At 48.9% G+C, this 16931-nt stretch carries 13 protein-coding genes; 10 read left to right on the forward strand and 3 right to left on the reverse strand.

All coding sequences use genetic code 11. The features are described from left to right. Nucleotides 1-14 precede the first annotated feature (14 nt). On the forward strand, nt 15-1889 hold the full coding sequence (locus FB479_RS20320) for a vWA domain-containing protein (RefSeq protein WP_142066515.1): 1875 nt from the start codon (nt 15-17) through the stop codon (nt 1887-1889). Continuing rightward, nucleotides 1879-4719 (forward strand): VWA domain-containing protein, encoded by a 2841-nt coding sequence (locus FB479_RS20325; protein ID WP_142066516.1) that lies wholly within the window; start codon nt 1879-1881, stop codon nt 4717-4719. Before FB479_RS20320 ends, FB479_RS20325 begins: the two co-directional genes overlap by 11 nt. 60 nt (nt 4720-4779) lie before the next feature. Here the strand turns inward: FB479_RS20325 and FB479_RS20330 are convergent, their stop codons facing one another. After that, on the reverse strand, nt 4780-6903 hold the full coding sequence (locus FB479_RS20330; RefSeq protein WP_142066517.1) for a multicopper oxidase family protein: 2124 nt from the start codon (nt 6901-6903) through the stop codon (nt 4780-4782). Nucleotides 6904-7197: 294 nt separating this feature from the next. On the opposite strand from FB479_RS20330, the gene FB479_RS20335 reads away from it, so the two are divergent. Both FB479_RS20335 and FB479_RS20340 read left to right on the forward strand, forming a co-directional pair. Beyond that, nucleotides 7198-7962 carry a class I SAM-dependent methyltransferase gene (locus FB479_RS20335; RefSeq protein ID WP_142066518.1) on the forward strand — a complete coding sequence of 255 codons (765 nt, stop codon included), beginning with the start codon at nt 7198-7200 and terminating at the stop codon, nt 7960-7962. A 113-nt stretch (nt 7963-8075) separates the two neighbouring features. Beyond that, nucleotides 8076-9800, forward strand: a complete 1725-nt coding sequence (locus tag FB479_RS20340; RefSeq protein ID WP_142066519.1) for a methyl-accepting chemotaxis protein — start codon at nt 8076-8078, stop codon at nt 9798-9800. Nucleotides 9801-10125: 325 nt separating this feature from the next. Here the strand turns inward: FB479_RS20340 and FB479_RS20350 are convergent, their stop codons facing one another. Beyond that, nucleotides 10126-11265 (reverse strand): ABC transporter permease, encoded by a 1140-nt coding sequence (locus FB479_RS20350; protein WP_142066520.1) that lies wholly within the window; start codon nt 11263-11265, stop codon nt 10126-10128. Continuing rightward, nucleotides 11262-12005 carry an ABC transporter ATP-binding protein gene (locus FB479_RS20355; protein WP_142066521.1) on the reverse strand — a complete coding sequence of 248 codons (744 nt, stop codon included), beginning with the start codon at nt 12003-12005 and terminating at the stop codon, nt 11262-11264. Before FB479_RS20355 ends, FB479_RS20350 begins: the two co-directional genes overlap by 4 nt. A 218-nt stretch (nt 12006-12223) precedes the next feature. On the opposite strand from FB479_RS20355, the gene FB479_RS20360 reads away from it, so the two are divergent. From FB479_RS20360 to FB479_RS20385, 6 genes are all read left to right on the forward strand, one after another. Then, nucleotides 12224-12643, forward strand: a complete 420-nt coding sequence (locus FB479_RS20360) for a hypothetical protein (protein ID WP_106656150.1) — start codon at nt 12224-12226, stop codon at nt 12641-12643. Nucleotides 12644-12752: 109 nt separating this feature from the next. After that, nucleotides 12753-13397 carry a SurA N-terminal domain-containing protein gene (locus FB479_RS20365; protein WP_106656151.1) on the forward strand — a complete coding sequence of 215 codons (645 nt, stop codon included), beginning with the start codon at nt 12753-12755 and terminating at the stop codon, nt 13395-13397. A gap of 141 nt (nt 13398-13538) precedes the next feature. Next, a complete protein-coding gene (locus FB479_RS20370; RefSeq protein WP_142066522.1) occupies nt 13539-15047 on the forward strand; it encodes a spore germination protein in 1509 nt (502 codons plus the stop codon). 35 nt (nt 15048-15082) lie between these two features. Further along, nucleotides 15083-16264: a Ger(x)C family spore germination protein gene (locus tag FB479_RS20375; protein WP_142066523.1), complete on the forward strand. Its 1182-nt coding sequence runs from the start codon at nt 15083-15085 to the stop codon at nt 16262-16264. Between the two features lie 27 nt (nt 16265-16291). Beyond that, nucleotides 16292-16519, forward strand: coding sequence for a hypothetical protein (locus FB479_RS20380; RefSeq protein WP_142066524.1), 228 nt, complete (start codon nt 16292-16294; stop codon nt 16517-16519). A 47-nt stretch (nt 16520-16566) separates the two neighbouring features. Then, nucleotides 16567-16917: a DUF2512 family protein gene (locus tag FB479_RS20385; protein ID WP_017251586.1), complete on the forward strand. Its 351-nt coding sequence runs from the start codon at nt 16567-16569 to the stop codon at nt 16915-16917. The last annotated feature ends 14 nt before the right edge of the window (nt 16918-16931 follow it).

Here is a 16931-nt window from a genome sequence, read left to right on the forward strand (position 1 = left end):
AGGAGAGAGACAACATGCAGTGGATGGGTTTGGGCAACTTGTGGTTTGCGCTGATTATCCCGGCCATCATCGTCCTTTACCTGCTCAAGCGAAAAGTAGAGGATCGTGTCATACCAAGTACACTCCTGTGGCAGCGCACGATGCAAAACTGGGAAGCGGTGAAACCGTGGGAAAGACTGCGGCGAAGCTTGTTGTTGCTGCTGCAACTGCTCGCTGCCTGCTTGCTCGTGCTGGCTTTGATACGACCGGCCGTTCCCACTGAGGGAATCACATCCGACCATACGATTTTGGTCGTGGATACATCAGGGAGCATGATGGTGAAGGAAGGGAACGAGACGCGGCTGGAACGAGCAGTGTCACAGGCAAAAGCACTCGTAGAGAAGCTGGGAAGCGGCCAGACGATGACCCTCATCGAGGCAGGGCGTGAGCCGAATGTTTTGGTTTCCAAAAGTGCAGACAAAGAGCCGCTCTTGCACGCCATCGAAAAGCTTGTGCCTTTTTCCGGGACATCCGATCAAATCGCTGCGTTGTCATTAGCGGGAGCCATTGCAGAGAATGAACCAGGCAGTGGAGTGGTTTGGATGGGGGACGGAAGCGGGGAACGCAAGCTGGATGGAGGCTCAGTCCCTGCTTTTTCCGGGAGCTTTCAGTTCATGCAGATGGGGAGCACCCGCGAGAATACGTCAATCGGTGTTTTTGCAACCCAGCCTACGGAAAAAGGGGTAGAGGGACTGCTGCGGGTGGACAATCATGGCAGTATGCCTGCGAAAGGAAAAGTCACTGTTTTTGATGAGCAAGACAAGCTGCTGGATACCGATTCTTTTGCGATTGGAGCAGGCAGCTCCCAGACATTTTCATTTCAGAAGCTGGCGGTATCTAGCGTTTATCGTGCAGTCATCGAACCGGAGCAGGACGGCCTTTCCCAGGATAATGTCATGTGGAGTGTGCCATTCGCTGCCGGGAAAGGAAAAGCAGCGTTGTATTCGCCAGAGGGGAACCGCTTCCTCCATCAAGTATTGCAGACAGTCGGAAGTCTTGAGGTAGAAACCATTCAGCAGGCACCGGATGCTGCGGCGGCAGCGCGTGACTTGTGGGTTTTTGACGGAGTTGTACCAGACCAGCTGCCAAAAGGAAACATTTTGTTGATTGCTCCGAACAAGAAAACAGAGTGGTTGCCGCTTGCTGGAGAAAAAGAACTGGATCAACAGCCAAGGCCAGTTTCCCCGGATGACCCGCTGCTCAAGCACGTCGATTGGCAGGATGTGCACGTCGCCAAAGGATACGTATTGGACGAGATGCCTGGTATGAAGCCATTGGTACGCGCAGGCGATGTCGATCTGGTCAGAGCGGGGATCATAGACGGTCGACGAGTGGTCATCATCGGATTTGATTTGCATGCATCGGACTTTCCGCTTCGTCCTGCTTTTCCGATTTTCATGCAAAATGTCGTCAACTGGCTGTCTCCTGGTCAAACAGCCCCAATTCCCACGGCACATCCGGGAGAGGTCTTGACCATCCCCCTCTCACCAGGAGCGACAACACGTACCTTGACGTATCCGAATGGACACCAGCAGTCTCTTGCGGAGGACGCCACTTCCAAAACGATGCAGCTACCGGAGCTGACAGGGTTGTATCGCCTTGACGAAGGGGTAGATACAGGGACCAAAAGCACGTACTTTACTGTCCAAATGAATGAGGAAGAATCGAATATTACACCAAAGTCTGTAAGCGTAGCCAGGAAGAATGCAGAAGAACAAAAGGAGAGTGAGGAAGCAACAGCGACTGACACAACAGGAGCACTGGGAACGAAGGAGTTGACCTATTGGTTGGCAGCGTTTGCTCTCTTGGTGTTATTGGTGGAATGGAGGGTGTATCAGCGTGGGTATTAACTTTATACAGCCGCTATTCCTGTTGCTATTGCTTCTCGTTGCGTACGTCATCATCAGCTGGTGGCGACATCAAAAGCAAATGCCAATCGGCAGAAAGTGGACAATTGCAGCCATTCGCTCGCTCTTGTTCCTCCTTCTGGTTTTGGCATTGGCAGGGACACAGCTGCTGACACCTGTTCAGGCGAAAACGATTGTGTTTGTTGTAGATCGATCGGCTTCCATGAAGGACGATCCGCGTGTTCTCTCCTTTTTACGGGAGGCGATCGGGCAAAAGCAGGCAGCGGATAAGTATGCTGTCATTGCAGTAGGTGCGGAGGCGGCAGTCGATCAACCGTTGACGACACGCCAAGAGGTACAGCCCTTGGGCGTGGATGTCAACCGGAATGCAACCAATTTGGCAGAAGGAATCCGATTGGCGTCTGCCATGATCCCTACCAATGCCAGAGGTAAAGTCGTCTTGCTGACAGATGGTCTGGAAACAAACGGAGATGCGGCAAGGCAGACGAGACTGGCGAGGGAGCGAGGAATCGCTGTAGAGGCTGTTTCCTTGCAGCAGCCTCACGGAGATGAGGTCGTTCTTACATCTGTACAGGTACCGCAAAGACTGTATGCGGGAGAGGAATACGGCATCACCGTTGATGTGGAGAGTACGATAGCGACCGAGGCAACCCTTCGCCTGTATGAAGGCAATCGCGAGGCGGGCCAGCAAACGGTACAGATCGGCAAGGGCAACAACCGCTTCGTTTTTTCGCAAAAAGCGATGCAGCAGGGTTTCCATCGCTATCGCGTGGAAATCGAGCCGCGACAAGATACCGTAGCGGCGAACAATCAGGCTACAGCCTATACGCAGGTAGCCGGGGCACCAGTCGTACTCGTAGCCGAAGGGCATCCAGGTGCCGCAAGTAACCTCGTTCAAGCGCTGGAAGCGGGCAATATCAAGGTAGAGCTGCGCGATCTCGCACTGCTGCCAAAGGAGCTTGAGGGCTACAAGCAATTTGCCTCCATTGTACTGGCAGATGTGCCCGCTACCAGCATGACGGATGCGGATATGGAACGCATGCGGACCGCTGTACGTGATTTGGGCATTGGTTTGATCATGACAGGCGGTAAAGATAGCTTCGGCATGGGTGGCTGGTTCCAGACACCAATCGAAGAGGCATTACCTGTTCACATGGATTTAAAAGGGAAGGAACAGCTCCCTTCACTCGGACTTCAGCTGGTCATCGACAAGTCGGGCAGTATGAGCGCAGATGCCAGAGGGGCGGATAAGATGGCACTGGCCAGGGAAGCTGCGATTCGAGCGACAACCATGATGAATGCACAAGACCACATCGGAGTGATCGCCTTTGATGATACGCCATGGGATGTCGTAGCTCCACAGTCCGTCACGAAGCTGGACGAAATCCAACAGCAGATCAGCAGAATCCAAGCGGATGGCGGGACAGATATTTTCCCTGCCTTACAGCTGGGCTACGAACGTGTAAAAGCGATGAACACGCAGCGTAAGCACGTGATCTTGCTCACCGATGGGCAGTCTGCGCTCAACGATGATTACGAGGGCCTGCTGCAGCAAATGACGGCTGAAAATATTACCGTTTCAACAGTGGCATTGGGTGATGATTCGGATAGGTCGCTGCTGGAGATGATTGCCGAGTTAGGAAAAGGCAGATATTACTTTGCAAACGATGCCGAATCCATCCCGAAAATCTTCAGTAAAGAAACAGCCTTAGCCAGCCGTACGTTTATTGTGGAGAAGCCTCAAGTACCAGGCTATACAGGGGTGGGAGCTTGGCCTGCGCTGAAGCAGACATTACCTCCGGTGCGTGCGTATATAGCAACGACACCGAAGCAAACAGCCGAATCATCGTTGATGAGTGCTGACGATGATCCGATTCTCACCCGTTGGCAGTACGGTCTGGGACGTTCTGTCGCCTGGACGAGTGATCTGGAAGGGAAGTGGTCACCGGACTGGGTGGCTTGGGGAGGAAACAGCCGTCTGTGGAACGAAATCGTGGCATGGACTTTCCCGCAAATTACAGAAGGCACTTGGAAGACGACTACGAGCGTGAACAGCGCAAAAGGCAATGTGAGGGTGACGATGCCAGCTGGTGGAAGCATGCCTCAAGAGATGGAGGCAGTTGTTCTCAATCAAGAGATGAAGCGCGAGGTCATCAAGCTTAAACCGGTTGCCCCAGGCGTCATGGAGGGTGAATTCGAGACGGCTGATCCGGGCACTTACATGATTCAGATCTCACAAAAAAATCAAGGCCGTGTCATGGCGAGCCAAACGACAGGCTTGACCGTTTCCTATTCACCGGAATACGGAATACATGCCGATGGAGAGAAAGAACTTCAAGAGTGGCTAAGTACTGGTGGAGGGAATCAGATCACCAAACCAGAAGAGGCTTTTGGTGGCACGCTTCCTGATAAATGGGACACACAGTCAATCAGTGAGTGGTTGCTGATGTTGGCGGCTTTGCTGCTGCCGATTGATATCGCCGTTCGCCGCCTGCAGTTGCCGGATCAATGGTGGGCAAGGCTATCTGGTCTATGGAGATTGCGCAGGTCCACGTCTGCCGATTCTGAACAACAGGCAGTATTGTCTCGCCTCGGCGAGAAGCGCTCTGCGACAAGACGGATACGCGAAGAGCGGACAGATGACCAGAAAGTCGTATCTGCTCCCCTTATTCATCCGGTAGGGACGGCTGGAACTCGGGTGAAGCCAGCAACAGTCAAGAACGAGCAGGCAAAAGAGAAACAGGAGAAGCAAACCCAGCCTGACGAAACGCTAAACAGACTATTGGCGGCCAAGAACCGGAAAAAGTCTTAGTCACAGACAAAAACAGCAGCCTGGCGAAAATCGCTACGGACTGCTGTTTTCTTTTTTGGGCTACTCTTCATACACGAGCGGGATTGCTATACCAAAAGCAGTCTCACCTTTAGGCAGATTCCCTTCCATAGATGCACCAGGATTATTCGCGCGGAAAGCAACTTCATAGGTTTCACCTGGCGCTACCTGGAGAGTGTCCGTCCACCATGGACTTCCTGTAACCTTTTTGCCGTCCCGACTCAAGATGAGCATGTGATGACCGTGGAGATACATCGATTGATTCTGGAAGCTGCGGTTGACGAAGGTCAGCTTTATGAGATCGCCCTCTTCAATCATTAGTGGTGTCTCAGGAAGCAAGTCGCCATTTACGGTCGACAAGCGCTTGAATTGACCGTCATAAAACCCATACTGACCATCAATGAGTAGTTGATATTCCCGATCAAAATGGGAAGAGAGATCAAAAGGAAGGGCAATTGGACTGCCGTAACGTGCAGGGTCAAAGACAGAAACCTCTGCATCTAAGAAGGGCACAGCATCTTCAGACCCGTCTGGACTTAAGAGCAGCCCTTTGTCTTGCTGGTTTGCAGCTGGAGCAAATAGTACGGGACGATTAGGCATCGTAAACTGAATGTCGTATCGACCGCCTGCCCCCGGCTGCAAGGCTTGGTTGGCAATCAAATTCGGTTCGTTTACTTCGGTTCCGTCAATCGCTACTACTTGAAAAGGAGTTCCTTGCAGCAAATAAGTGACAGGAGCATTTTCAGCGTTTATAAAGCGAAGGCGAACCGTTGTGCCAGGAGCAATCGTTTCGATTTTTCGCGTATGTGAGCCGTTTAATGTCGCGCCTGCCTTTTCGTCCTTGTGATGAATCATGGCGATGTCGCGGATGGCTGCGCCTGTAGTCGTCGCCTCGGCTGGCTCGATCACAAGGGCACCGAACAGCCCGTTCACTACTTGCTCAGGAATTTGCTGATGAGAATGATACCAATACGTTCCGGTTTGTTCTGCGCGAAAACGATAAACCGATTTTTCTCCTTTTGCAAGGCGATTATAGCTAGCGGGAGTCTGCATGCCATGCCAGTGGATGTCTATCCCTTCGGAAATATCCTTGTTCAGAAGGGTGATCTCGACGAGCTCCCCTTGCTTTATACGCAGCTCAGGTCCGGGATATTGTCCATTCAGGGTCCATGCTTCTACGGTTTTGCCTGATGCTTGATGGATGGTTGTTTTCTGTGCGTTCAGCGAAAACGTTCGATCAGGGTTTCCTTGTTTTAGTTCTGTTGGTGCATCGACACTTCTAAGTTTCCCTGTGGAGGGCATCGAATGGGCACTTGCCTTTACAGGGAAAGCGAAATCGGGGAGAGCGTGATCGTCTTGATTCTGACCTTCCAAAGGTGGTTGATCGGGAAGGCGACTCGCTATCATCGCTTGATTTCCCCAGATCGTCGCAATAAAAGCAGTCATCAGGAGAAACGCGGCAAAACGGATAAAGCGGAGCAGACGGCGTGGTTTTACCCAGTTTTCTGCAGTGGAGTGGTATTGATGCTTCCACGATTGCCGAATCCAGAGCAGGGACACTCCGGCTAATAATACGCCCCAAGCGAGAAACAAAATGGACGGTTCCAACGTAACAGCAGGAAAAAAGACTTGAAGGAAGAGGGCAATCAGACAGCCTAAGACGCTAGCTTGCAGCGGAACGAGCAATTCGGGGCAAGATGCGTCTCCTCGCCATTCCGCATCTAATGCGTCGTCCCGATCCGGCGAGTTTGCTTTTGCTGGCCTAACATTTTTCTCTTGTAACAAAATTCGGGTATATTCCGTATCTACTTGTGACTGTCTTGAATCCTTGCTGCCTTTCCCGGCCAACTCCCACAGTCGTGGAAAAGTAGAGAGCAGGCAACAAAGCAATGGAACAAAAATAAAAGGTAAAAAGCCAAGCAGCTTATCCTTTATGTAAAGCCAACCAAAGGATTCGAACAAAACCCACGTCATCACCAAATGCCCCCCAAATACAAAAAGGGCCGACCATAAAAAACATAGAGTGATGCGAGCACTGCTTATGAAAGCCCGTTTCGTCGGACGGAAAACGAGCTGGTTTGCCATGATTGTCGGGAGCAGCATGACGATGAGAAGGACCAGAAACAATCCTTGATGAATCCCGGCAAGCACTTCAAAATCAGCCATGATCAGTTCCTCCTGTTTACCAGTTCGATACTAATGATATAGAGAAACGGCTGAGGACCAAACGTACCGAGGCAGTATTTTCACTCCGCCTTAAGTCGGAGAAGTGCACTTGATCTACATAAAGGATATACGTTACCATTTTGGTATTCATTTTCGGTTTATCAGAATATTGGGAAGGGGACGACTTTTTTTATGTCCTTTGATTTTGTACAAACATAACAACGCGCTCGAGCTCCTCCTGCTTCGTCTGGTTTGAAAGTGAACAGACTGGTAAAAACGAGAGGAGAAGCAGACATGGAAAATAAGGATTGGATCAAAAGCTTTCAAGAGGAAGTGGAGGCACCATTCGCTGGGTGGGATTTTGCCAGATTGACTGCGACAGGCAGGATGCAGGATGCACCACTTGGCTGGAACTACGTAAATATCGTGAAAAAGAACATGCTCGGGATTCGCTCTATGCTGGAAATGGGAACAGGTGGTGGAGAACTGTTTTCTACGCTTGCGCCGTTCCCTGTGGAGACATATGCGACAGAAGGCTATAAGCCGAATGTAGCGGTGGCGAAAGCCAATCTGGAGCCCTTGGGTGTTCGTGTATTTCCGGTAGATGGGGAAGAGATATTGCCTTTTGAGGATCAGTCACTCGACTTGATTATCAATCGACATGAAGCCTATTTGCCATCTGAAATGAAGCGCCTGTTGAAGCCAGGGGGCACATTTGTTACGCAGCAAGTAGGCGGTCAAGACAATCTCGACCTGAATCGATTGCTGGGCGCTCCGATTCCGCCAGATTACTTGCACTGGAACCTGGACTATGCAGTGAACGAACTGGAGGAAGCTGGTCTTACGATTGTGGAGCAAAGAGAGGAAATGAGCTTTTCACGTTTTTACGACATAGGTGCTATTGTTTACTACTTGAAGGCTATCGAATGGCAGATTCGCGACTTTACTGTAGAAAAGTACGCCGATGCCTTGCTCGATCTGCACCACAAAATTGAAGCGGTTGGGTACATCGATATTCCTACCCATCGATTTCTCATGATTGCCCGACAAAAGTCCTAATTAAATCACTACCGATTGTCGATAAGACTGGTAGGGAGTGTTTAGGAAAAGCACCCTTTTTGGGTGCTTTTTTTATACACATATCGTAACCGGCGAAGGAGAAGTGAAACAGGATGAGTAAGAGCTTGGCAACACGGGTCGTTGCTCTTGTAGCGGTGATCATTGCCGTCATGATGGCAATCAATATTATCATGATTTACGAAAACAGCGTAGCCACTGTTGAAAAGACACTCTCGCGCTCAAGCATCAATACAGCATTGCATATCTCCCAAGGGCTTGATTCAGAGAAGATTGCGAAATTTATATCTCAGCCACAAGAATCTGACGACTATTGGTCTATCCGAAATACGCTGCTTGAGTACACCGAAAAAACAGGTGCCCTTTATGTTTATATTCTTCATACAGACGATGAAAAAGTAAAGATTATGGTGGATGGAACGGAGAAAGGAGCAGAGGGAGCATCTGCAATCGGTCAAGAGACGACCTCTACCGGTATGGCTGATATTGCTCCTGTTCTGGCAGGCGGATCGAACAGTACGCCAATCGTCAAAGACCCTGTATACGGGGACTACCTTAGTGCATTCGCACCGATTGAAGATCCATCTGGTCAAGTGATTGCGGTGCTTGGTGTGGATACTGCGGCCGACAAAGTGGAACTAATTAATGATCAGGTTTTGGATGAAACCATGCCACGCATCATTCTCGCTATGATTGTCGTAACGATTATTGCTTTGGTTGCTGTATTCTTCTTGATCAAAAAGATGCTGCGTCCACTGCAAGTTGTACAAGAGGCGTCTATGCGCATTGCTTCTGGCGATCTTACGTCTACAGAGATTTCAGTTTCCAACAAAAAAGACGAGATTGGCCGAATTGTCGTTGCTTTTGGTGAGATGACGACACAGCTGCGTCAAATCATTGGCGGAGTAAAAGAGACGACCGAGCATATTGACAGCATGGCGAATTCCATTCGGGAAGGGGCCAACTCTGTCCGCGAGCAAAACAAAAATATCGTGGTTACCAGCGAGGAGATTGCGCAAGGGAATGAGCAGACAGCAACTGCGATGGAGATGACGGTGCAAACGGTTCAAGAATTCTTGAGCGAGCTGTCTGAATTGAATACGGCGATTGACGAGATGGATGCAGTATCCAACCGGGTGTCCGATATCGGAGAGAGCAGCTACAAAGTATTGCAAGAGTTTTTGGCAGATGGAACAGAGACGAACAAACAATTTCATGAAGTACAAAATACAATGGCGATTCTCGAAGAAAAATCGAGCCGAATTAACGACGTGATTGAAACGATTCAGCAAATCGCCGGACAAACCAATCTGTTGGCGTTGAATGCTGCCATCGAGAGTGCGCGTGCTGGCGAAGCGGGCAGAGGCTTTGCTGTGGTAGCGGGAGAAGTTCGCAAGCTGGCTGAACAGACAGGTGCGGCAACCCACGTCATTCAGGAGAGCATCAAAGACATTCAAGATCAGGTAAGACAAGCAACGGAAAAGACAAATGCAACGCTGGATCGCTACAATGCGGGTACAGAGCGTTTGGATTCCGTCACACAAGGCATTACAGCCCTGTCTGACATGACGCATACCTTGAAGACGTCGCTTGCGAATGTCATGGCAAGTGTAGAGACGATGAAGCAAGGTCAGAACAAGGTGAATGAATCCGTGTTGACGGTTACTGCCATCTCGGAGCAAACAGCAGCAGCTACGGAAGAAGTATCTGCTACAATGCATGAGGTCAGTGGAAACGTTGATCAGTTCGTGTCTGAAACGGAGCAGGTGACAGACAGCATTCAGGAGCTGCGTAGCAAGGTGGATACGTTCCGATTGTAGACAAATTACTTTATCTATAAATGAAAAAACAGCTCTTCTACTGGCAGGATGATGCCGAGAAGAGCTGTTTTTTTGTGGCTGTAGTGGAGGGAAGAAGCGCATTTCCAGTCTACGCTTCGGCCTCCGCCCCGCAAGGGGTGGGGACTGTCCGCTCCGAGCTAAATGGCGGGAGGCGCTTCAAAAGTAGAGGTTTCGATGAGGTATTAGCAGAGTTGAAGCTAAAACCACTCCCGCCATTCAGCCCTCCGCTTTGTCGGGCTCCAGAGGCGCTTGGACTGGAAATGCGCTTCTTCCACGCGGCTTTTCATATAACGTCAAGCTTACACTACAAAATCCCAATGATCACAAGAACTACACTGTGCACACCTAATAGTACCATGCGCAGCCAGCCAAATGACTGTTTCAACTGACTATCCCGAATCGGAAAGATCGAATACCCGTTGCGCTTTTGCTGATGCCGCCAGAGGCTGCCGATCTGGCTAGCCGTCATGAACAGAAAAAGCAGGCCGGCAATGATTTTTGCATATGGGCCTGGCAAAATCAGGACCACGAAGCCTGAAAGCAGAATGAGTCTGAAGTACATACCCGCAAAGTCACCGGATCGAATAAATTTTTTGGCAAACAAATGACGTCCTGCTGTTGATTGACGGTAAGGCAGCCATTTCGTCAGGGCAATGAGCCACGAGCGTGACTTCACTTGGTGCTGCATGGCCGGGACATCCCTAAAGTTGTTCACGAACTGATAAAAGCGGTGACGCAAGCCGCTTTCGATGGCCAGCAGGCGATACCATTGTACGGAATGTTTTTTCTTATAGGTCAACATTCGTGAATGGAGCCAAATCAAGAGCGCAGCGCAGATTAGTACACCAAAGGGGATAGGACCCATGCGCAAGAATTGTCCTTCACTCAAGACCCAAGCGAGGAGGATATACGAAAAGAGAAATCGAGCGAGTGTATAGAATCCGATCTTCTTCTGATCTGGCAAACGTAAGAACGTCCAACTGCTGTAAATATTCCAGCCCTTCAAGAGCAGGGGAACGCCCCAGTAAAACCACAGCTGCACGCCTCGAGCGCCTACGACCCCTGTATACATAGGCATGAGCAGGAGCAGGACGATAAACACCACCATGCTCTGAATGGCAAAATTGTAAACGAGCGCCTTGCGGAAATAGCGATCCAGTCTTACTTCATGCGGAGTCAAAAAAAGCAAATCCGCTTCCAGCAAAAACGTGCGCAGGGGGGTTCTCACCACGACAAAAGCAATCACGAGGGCCATGGCATACGGCAAAGGGAACCAGGGTGGAATCATCGCGATGATGCTGCGGTAGTAGAAGGCGAGCAACCCCATCAAAAAGATCCCGACGAACGCCAAACCGCCATTCGCCATGTACTGGGCATACCGAATGAATTCTACTGAAAAGGCATGGAACCGTTTGCGAAATAATTGATCGACGTCTATTTTCACTGGCCGTCATCCTCTACGATATGCAAGTATATGTCGTCCAAGGAGCTATCTGGGAGCCCTGTAATACGACGAAGCTCCTCTAGCGTTCCTTGTGCTCTAATCTCGCCTTTGTGCAAAATGATGAATCGGTCACAATGCTTCTCGGCAGTCGCTAAAATATGTGTGGACATCAAAATGCCAGCCCCTTGCTCCTTGCAATGGTTCAACCACGTGAGAAGAGAACGAATCCCCAGAGGGTCCAGACCCAGGATCGGTTCATCCACGATGTACAGAGGCGGTTGTACGAGCAATGCCATCATGATCATGAGCTTTTGTCTCATCCCTTTGGAAAACTGCTGGGGAAATCGGTCTTTCATTTCTTCCATGCGGAATTCCTTTAAGAGAGGACGTGCTCGTTCATAAAAAGCTTCCTGGTCTAGTCCATGGCTCATGGCCATTAACTCGATATGCTCCCACAACGTAAGCTCTTCATAATAAATGGGAGACTCGGGAATATACCCGTAAGACAAGCGATAGTTTTCGGGGTCTGATTGAAAAGTCTTCCCCGCAATGCTGATTTCACCTGCGATTGGTTCCAAGAGTCCTAAAATATGCTTGATTGTCGTGCTTTTGCCTGCGCCATTCAGCCCGATTAGCGCCACAATTTCTTTTTCGCGTATGTGAAAGGAGACGTCTTTAATTACAGCGTGGTTGTAAGAGTACCCACCCGTTACCCCTTTTACCTCCAACAAGGTTGTCATGGTATCCTCCTTTGTGAATAAACGGTCATGTCCCCATTTATTTGAGAGAAATGCTAGATAGTCTTCCATCTATTTTAGCTGAATTCAGGATTTGGAAATACATTTGTTTGCCGCCTTTTTTTACACGAGACTGAACAAAGAGGGATAACCGTACAAGCAATGCTCCTCTCCGCTACATAAACAAGTAGTATAAAGGACGGACGGGGGAGGTGTAATCTATGACAGCAGGACCATATGAAAATCAGAAAGATATGGATCAGCATATACAGCGCATCTATTTGAAATTAGACAAATTCGAAGAACGAATCGATCATCTTGAGGGACAAATGATAGTAGTCACGAAGTGGTTGGAACGAATTGAACATCGATTGGGACGCATGGAGGATGTGCGTTATGATGTACTGCAAGTTTTGAACAAGCTGCAGACTGAGTTAGAAACGAAAGTAGAGAAGACGGAAAAAGACAAAGATATTATCTTGCAGTTACTGTCTAACGATAATCGGGACAAGGAAGCACTCGCTCAGTTTATGGAAGTAGAAAAAGACAGGAAACAAGAACGCTTTTTACAGGTTTGGGCAGTTTTAGGTCCTGTCATCGCCTCCGTTCTCTCCTCTTTTTTTACCCGATTTTTTATGTAGCGCATAATATGTTTAGAATGTGGAAAAGTTGTGTAATACGCTTTCCATTTTTCTACCGTAACTTCTTTCTATACTTGGAGGGCAGATTATAGAAAGAGAGGATATCCAAGTGAAGAAGTTTGATATTTCCATGCTTTCGGTTGCCATATTATTAACAGGGTTAGCTGTTTTAGGTTTTTATCAATCATGGGCAAAAGGCAATGACCCTGTATTGGTAACGGCTGGCGATACCTCCATTACACAAAATCAGCTTTACAGTGAAATGAAGAAAATGTACGGAAAACCAATGATACATGAACTTGTTGCGGAAGCCTTAATCAAGCAGGAAGCCAAGGCGCAAAACCTCGCGGTGTCGCAAGAAGATATGGATAAAGAGATTGATTCGATGAAACAACAGGTAGGTTCACCTGAGGCATTCCAAAACTACTTGAAAAGTATGGGAATGACCGAGGCCCAGCTGCGGGATAAGTTGCACGTGCTCATGACACGGGATAAGTTGTTGGATAAAGCATTCCCGGTTACCGAGGAGCAAATCAAAACCTATTATGATACAAATAAAGAACAGCTGGGGTCACCGGCACCTGAGTTTGATAAAGTGAAAGATCAGATCAAGATGATGCTGACTGACCAAAATCGCAGTCAGAACTACGGTACCTGGTTAAATACGCTTCAGGAAAAACACAAAGTAGAATGGCACGACCCGTCCTTTGACGATGCACCATTGCCAGGTGATGCACAAACACCTGCTCCATAGTGTAGAACTTATTCTAAAGACCTTGTCCTCTTAAATGAGTGCGAGGTCTTTTTCTGTGAAAACGATCATGACCGTTTTGTTTAGTAATGGGAGCAATCGGAGAAACTGTGGTCATAATTGCCGATGTGAGGAGCAATCCGAATGGCTCAGATTGGTTGCAGCTTAGATGACAACGTTCACTATATAAAAGAATCGCTCGGATACAGCAATGACATAGTGATTCGTGAGGTAATCCTAAATAGCCTAAAACCTGTTAGGGGAGCTGTCTTGTATACGGATGGCATGGTCGATTCGTATCTGGTACAAGCCGTATTAATCGATAGCCTTTTATACAAAATGCGCTTGAAGGAATGGGAAGGGATACACGAAGACGAGTTCGTTCCCTTTTTAAAAGAATCCGTCCTGACCGTAGGGGATATGGGGGATGTATTCGACTTTCCTACATTGTTTACAGCGTTGCTGTCCGGCTGTGTCATCATTCTCGTGGATGGCTGCTCGCAAGGAATTCATATCGGTTTGCAGGAGTGGAAGGATCGAGGAGTCACCGAGCCGTCATCGCAAACAGTCATTCGTGGTCCGCGGGAAAGCTTCACGGAGACACTTCGCACGAATATTACGCTGCTGCGGAGACGGATCTCCAGTGAAAAGCTGTGGATTGAAATCAACAGAATCGGCAAGGAAACCAAGACAGAAGTCGCAGTTGTGTATATGAAAGGGATTGTAGAAGAAGATGTTGTAGAAGAAGTACGCAATAGACTGGATCGAATCAGCATCGATGGCATCATGGAAAGCGGAATGATTGAGGAGCTGATTCAGGACGAAGCCTACACGCCTTTCCCCACCATCTCTAACTCGGAGCGCCCGGATGTAGTGGCCGCGAATCTATTAGAGGGGCGCGTAGCGATTCTTGTAGACGGGACTCCTTTTGTTTTGACCGTGCCCTCTCTCTTTGTTGAGTTTTTCCATTCAGCGGAAGACTACTATCAGCGCTTTGATTTTAGTACGTTGATTCGCATGCTGCGATTCGCCTGTTTTTTAATCGCGTTGCTTGCTCCCTCTCTCTATATCGCCATTACGACCTTCCACCAAGAGATGCTCCCGACACAGCTGCTGATCAGTTTGGCGGCACAGCGAGAAGGAGTGCCATTTCCAGCCTTTGTTGAGGCGATCATGATGGAAGTGGCTTTTGAGATATTGCGAGAGGCTGGAATCCGCATGCCGCGTGCAGTAGGTCAAGCCATTTCTATCGTGGGAACACTGGTCATCGGACAAGCAGCGGTAGAAGCGGGGATTGTTTCGGCAGCGATGGTCATTGTGGTTTCGATTACGGCAATATCCAGCTTTATTTTCCCAGCGAGCAACATGTCGATTACCGTGAGAATTCTTCGTTTTCCCCTGATGGTACTGGCTGCTTCTTTTGGCATATACGGAATCATTGTAGGGATACTTGCGTTAGTGCTGCATTTATGCAGTCTACGCTCGTTTGGCGTACCGTATATGGAATCGTTTGCTCCGTTTTCCTTGAAAGAGCAAAGAGACACGATCTTTCGCTTGCCTCGCTGGGCTTTGGACAAACGGCCTGAATCGATTACCAAAAACAATTTGCGCCGCCAATCCAAAGGGATAAAGCCATTACCACCGCAGAAGTAAGAGGCTTTCCACAGCATGTAAAGGAGTGGGCACCAGTGAAAGGGATAAAAGTTCTACTCTGCATCGTGCTCGTTATTATCCTAGCTGGTTGTTGGGATCGAAAAGAACTGAACGATTTGGCGATTGCTGTCGGGATCGGTATTGATAAAGTGCAAGGAGGCTATCAAGTTTCGGTTCAAGTAGTAGACCCTGCAGAGGTCGCGGCCAACAAGGGGAAGCCTGGACGCTCGCCGGTTACTCTCTTTACGATGAACGCTCCGACGATTTTTGAGGCTGTGCGGAAAATGACCACGATCTCTCCACGGAAAATTTATATGGCGCACACCCGGATGCTCATATTTGGCGAGGAGGTCGCGAGAGAAGGGATCGCTCCTGTCGTCGATTTTGTCTCGCGTGACCATGAGTTTCGGACTGACTTTTATATTGCCATCGCTAGAGGAACAACGGCACGCAACATCCTGCGAGTGATCACGCCGCTTGAGCAAATTCCTTCTACAGAAATGTTTGCTTCTTTGGAGACATCCTCCCAAGTATGGGCGCCTACCGCAGCAGTTACGATGGATCAATTGATTACTGACTTTACCAGCAAAGGGAAACAAGCTGTTTTGACAGGCGTGCGACTAACCGGACCTGTAAGGGAGGGAGACCAGCGAAAAAATGTCGAGCAAATAGATACGCCCGTGCTTCTTCAATATACGACATTGGCTACTTTCCGCGGAGACAAGATGATCAACTGGCTGAGTGAAGCGGACAGCAAAGCGTATAGTTACATTACAGGCAAAGTAAAAAGCACGGTAGGAAGCATGGCCTGCAAGGGGGGAGGACTCTTGACGCTGGAAGTCATGCGCTCCGACGCCAGAATAGAGGCAACGATGAAAAATGGCACGCCTGAGGTCATCGTTCACATCGATTTGGAAAATGATATTGGGGAAGTGCAATGCAAGCTAGATCTGACAGAGAAGGATACGATCAAGGAACTGGAAAAAGAGGCGGAAAAATCATTGGAAGCATTGGCGACAAAAGCAATTGCCAATGCCAAGAAAAATGGAGTAGACATCTATGGATTCGGCGAAGCGATCCATCGGAAATACCCGAAAGTATGGAAAAAGATAGGGAGCAATTGGGAAAAAGAATTTACCAAGCTGCCTGTACATGTCATAGCCGATGTGAAAATCAGACGTTTAGGAACCATCAATAATGCCTTTGAAGAAAAGTGACTGTGTAATAGGGCAGGGGGAGTTTGTATGTCGACATTTGCTGTCATCGTTGTGTCCATATTGGTTTGTGCATACGAGCTGCCCCGATTGATTCGGAAGCGGCAGCGCAAAGAGATCGCTGTCTTTCTCGGGTTGCTTGTCATCAGTGTTGGCTTGTACGCAGGAGCAGAAAAAGGGGTTGTCCCCAATCCTGTTTATTGGATGGAAATGGTTTACAAGCCGGTATACGACGGCGTCATGACATGGCTGAAGTAAACGAGGGGCATACTGAGTACACCCCCAGTAAAGGAGAGTAAATAGACGTGGACGGTCTTTTGATGAAGCTGCTCGTTAGTCCGGTGTTAGTTGTTTTGGCAGATGCTCTCTTTCCAGAAGTGAATTTCGCAAATCTATATCAGTCTGTCGGAGTCGGATTTGTCTTGGCAGTCGCCGGATATTTTTTGGATAGGGCGATTCTTACATCAGGGAGTCTTTGGCTGACGACCATGTTTGACTTGATTATCGGCTTTTTGATCGTTTATGGAAGCATTGTGTTTTTGCCGACGGCTCAAATCGCTGCAATCGGGGCCGGTTTTGTTGCGATATTTTTTGGCGTCGCTGAATATATCCAGCATGTTTGGCTGATACGCACAGGACGAACGGAAAGTGTATAGTGTTCAACGTGCAA

The organism is Brevibacillus sp. AG162, from assembly GCF_006715575.1.
GTDB classification, from domain to species: Bacteria; Bacillota; Bacilli; order Brevibacillales; family Brevibacillaceae; genus Brevibacillus; species Brevibacillus brevis.